5 protein-coding genes are annotated in these 3,249 nt (G+C 42.1%); all 5 read right to left on the bottom strand.

Annotation, left to right across the window (positions count from 1 at the left end; genetic code table 11):
• Positions 1 to 202: 202 nt before the first annotated feature.
• Positions 203 to 832 (bottom strand): hypothetical protein, encoded by a 630-nt coding sequence (locus tag HW115_RS19285; protein WP_178935246.1) that lies wholly within the window; start codon positions 830 to 832, stop codon positions 203 to 205.
• 480 nt (positions 833 to 1,312) lie between these two features.
• The gene (locus HW115_RS19280; RefSeq protein WP_178935244.1) at positions 1,313 to 1,741 is read right to left on the bottom strand and encodes a hypothetical protein; all 429 of its coding nucleotides are present in this window, start codon (positions 1,739 to 1,741) and stop codon (positions 1,313 to 1,315) included.
• A 173-nt stretch (positions 1,742 to 1,914) separates the two neighbouring features.
• A complete protein-coding gene (locus tag HW115_RS19275) occupies positions 1,915 to 2,187 on the bottom strand; it encodes a hypothetical protein (protein ID WP_178935242.1) in 273 nt (90 codons plus the stop codon).
• A gap of 129 nt (positions 2,188 to 2,316) precedes the next feature.
• Positions 2,317 to 2,577, bottom strand: coding sequence for a hypothetical protein (locus tag HW115_RS19270; protein WP_178934960.1), 261 nt, complete (start codon positions 2,575 to 2,577; stop codon positions 2,317 to 2,319).
• A gap of 159 nt (positions 2,578 to 2,736) precedes the next feature.
• Complete coding sequence (locus tag HW115_RS19265; protein WP_178935223.1) at positions 2,737 to 3,075, bottom strand: hypothetical protein; 339 nt, start codon at positions 3,073 to 3,075, stop codon at positions 2,737 to 2,739.
• Between the last annotated feature and the right edge of the window lie 174 nt (positions 3,076 to 3,249).

Genomic DNA, 3,249 nt, shown 5'->3' with positions numbered 1-3,249 from the left:
AAATTCAATATTAACGACCGAAACCCTAGTAGGGGCAACAGAGCCTAAGCAGTTTGAAGCAATCGAAATAAAAAGTATGATTTTGAGAAAACAGTTCATTTTTTTGCAGAACGTAAAGCACACCGGCAGCGATGTACCAGTAGCGCCAGATTAAAAGTTCCAATCGCTATTCCAAAGAAGCCAAACCCTGGCCCGACAGCTACTAGCTGTCGGGTGCTGCGACTTGTTGGACCAATTTAGATGGCCTTTTGACAGCAATATATACCGATTTATAACCGAGACGTTCAGCTATTCTTGTGGCATCTTGCATATAGCTGCTATTCGCATCTTTATGAATACGAAGCCTCAGAATTGGGGCATACCCCTGTCGTATAGAAAGCTCAGCCTCACTTTTTAAGAAAGGTTCCAACTCTTCAATCGCCCCAACTCCAGTTGCGACCCATCGACCATTACGAGTCAGCGTCAACTCCGTGCCAGAAGGGTCAATGCATATCTTCATCCCGTTGGATGCTTCTGAAATATCCACATTCGGTCGATCTGAGGAACCAAAAATAGAATATGGCATACCATAAAAATAGAAACCTAATAGAGTGAACAGAACAGCAATCACTGCAGAGCAAGTAATTGCAGATAAGGCGGAATTAGAATGATCGAATTTAGCCTTCATCAATAGTTTCGGATTCAATTTTTTGTCCAACGTAAAGCACACCGGCAGCGATGTACCAGTTGCGCAAAGATTAAAGTTTCTATTTTGTAAACCAGCTGAAAAATCTGGCCCAGAAGCTACTAGCTGTCGGGTGCTGCGACTTGTTAGCCGGATTATTTTAGTCATTCCCATCTAAAGGTAACAGTCTAAAACTACAGCATACATTCATAACAGCTTTCAACTCTTTCACTTTGAAGGGGTCTTTTATTCCATAAAATCTAAGGTGAACTTTACCGGTGCTAGTGTCACCATCATCTAGAGCGCAATCGAACTCAAAATATGAATTATCTCCGGTCAATACATGACTAAACCATTTACTATCAATATCAGAAGTTTTTTGAAGACCCTGACGAACGTATTTCCAGTCAGACTCTTCAAGAAACGAATCCACTGCTATGGCCACAAGTGTGAGGCAAGGTCTTAGATTCGAACTAAATATCCAGCCTCCGATAGTATTCTCCGCCTGTGTCATTTTTTGGCTAACGTAAAGCACACCGGCCGCGATGTGCCAGTGGCATCAATTTATAAGTTTCAATCCTGTAAACCAGATGAAAAACCTGGCCAGTCAGCTGCTAGCGGTCGGGTGCTGCGACTTGTTCGCTCAATTTATTTCTCGCTATTAGATTCTCTTGAACCTTTATTTATTAGATTATCGCGAAGGATTTTTTGAATTTTAAAATATTGCTCTTCACGAGGCAAATAAATACTCAGAACCCCTTTTTCGATAGGGCCACTTACAGAGGGGCTTACCACCTTCTTTCCATATATATAAATATCAATCTCTTGACCTTGATTTCGTTTGATAAATTCCTTTAGTTTCAAGGCTTCCTCAAAAACCTTTATGATAAGAAATTTACGATAACTAACGTCATTAACTCCTGTCCCACCGCGAATCAGCCCCTCAGACAATGAGACCTCTGAGGGAATCAAAATATCTAATGTATCATCTCCTTTGTGGAAGCTGACAATCGGTGCTTTGCAGAAACCAGCAACGGGAAAGAAAGCCATCAGAAATATTAGTAATCTATGAGTCATCGTTGAATCTTCCTATTTGAATTGGGTTGTGTAATTTGCTATTTTTTAGCGAACGTAAAGCACACCGGCAGCGATCAGGCGTCGATATGCGAATTAAAGATACAATGACGTAAAATGGTTGGCCGTCGCAAACTCGACAGCTACTAGCTGTCGGGTGCTGCGACTTGTTCGGCCTATTTTTTCTTCTTTGTCTCAGCCTCTTTCAATGCTTTCTCAAATTCCTCTAGCATAACCTTTCTCATCCGCTCAGCGTCCTCCTTAGAAACGTTCTTTCCGAACTCAATGTGGAGCGGCTTGATTCCAGCCTCATCCCTTTTATCGTCCTTGCCTTTGATAGGGCCTTTAGCGGCAACTTCGCCAGGAATGGGGACAAGCTCAATACGCTGCTCAATCGTTATTAAAGGCAGTATCAGCCCTGCGATTATTGTTATTAGATGTATTAGCATAATATTATTGCCGAACGTAAAGTTCACCGGCGGCGATGAAACCGCTGATGAAATGGTTAAAGTTTCAATTCTTAAAGACAGTAGCAAAACCTGGCCCGGTAGCTACTAGCCGTCGGGTGCAACGACTTGTTATGCCAGTTTTTTATTAGCAATGGTTTGAAGTAATTGTGCTGTTTTCTCAGAGTCGACCATACTTCGGATCTCACGAAATGTGATCTCCTTGAACTCTTTAGAAACATCAACCGACAATACCATGTGTAATCTCATGAATATTCTGTCGAGCCACCTCCAATCATCATCAGTAATATCACCACATCCGCCAGATCGGCTGAAGCCGTCAATATCACCATCAAACTTATGATACACCCTAATTTTGTCTTCTGTGATCATAACGAATACATGCAATACCTTTGACTCAAACAAGACAAGTGGCAGTGATAGATATTATTTTTTGCATAACGTAAAGCACACCGGCAGCGATCAGGCGTCGGCATGCGAATTAAAGATACAATGTCGTAAAATGGTTACCAGTCGCAAACTCGACAGCTACTAGCTGTCGGGTGCTGCGACTTGTTCGATCTGTTTTTTTCTGGCTTTGTCTTTCTCAAAAACAGTATTCACAGCTTCAAGGAAAGGGTATCTCTCAAGATCAAAATTTCCTGAATACACATCAAATATGTTATCGCCAAACTTAAATGCCGAGGGAACCTCTTTGACTTCGCCAGATTTCGTAACAAACAATATTTGTCCTTCGTTCTTCACCTCTACTCGCAGGTTGCTTCGGCCGTCATGCCCACTCAAGATAGCATTGCCGTCCCCACCGTGAGATAACGCCTGCGCTCCATTTGAATATGAGTAGCCTTCCTCAATTAAGATTACCCATGACACCTTGTTGTGACATAGCTGAAACACGTAATTGGGACCTCCGGGTTGGGACGGTGATCTGATATTTCGACACTCGTGAGTGACGGAAGTAGGCTCACCGTTCTTACATCCAAAGATCAAACCAACTATTAAGGTGATCAAAGCTATTTGTATTTTCATTTTTTATCGAACGTAAAG

It is taken from the genome of Oceaniferula marina (assembly GCF_013391475.1).
Lineage (GTDB): Bacteria > Verrucomicrobiota > Verrucomicrobiia > Verrucomicrobiales > Akkermansiaceae > Oceaniferula > Oceaniferula marina.
The sequence above is the reverse complement of the archived record's forward strand: the minus strand, read 5'-3'. Positions and strand labels throughout refer to the sequence as shown.

What these genes read in the sequence shown, in the direction of transcription:
- HW115_RS19285 (WP_178935246.1), bottom strand. Translation starts at nt 832, where the DNA reads ATGACTAAAATAATCCGGCTAACAAGTCGCAGCACCCGACAGCTAGTA.
- HW115_RS19280 (WP_178935244.1), bottom strand. Translation starts at nt 1,741, where the DNA reads ATGACTCATAGATTACTAATATTTCTGATGGCTTTCTTTCCCGTTGCT.
- HW115_RS19275 (WP_178935242.1), bottom strand. Translation starts at nt 2,187, where the DNA reads ATGCTAATACATCTAATAACAATAATCGCAGGGCTGATACTGCCTTTA.
- HW115_RS19270 (WP_178934960.1), bottom strand. Translation starts at nt 2,577, where the DNA reads ATGATCACAGAAGACAAAATTAGGGTGTATCATAAGTTTGATGGTGAT.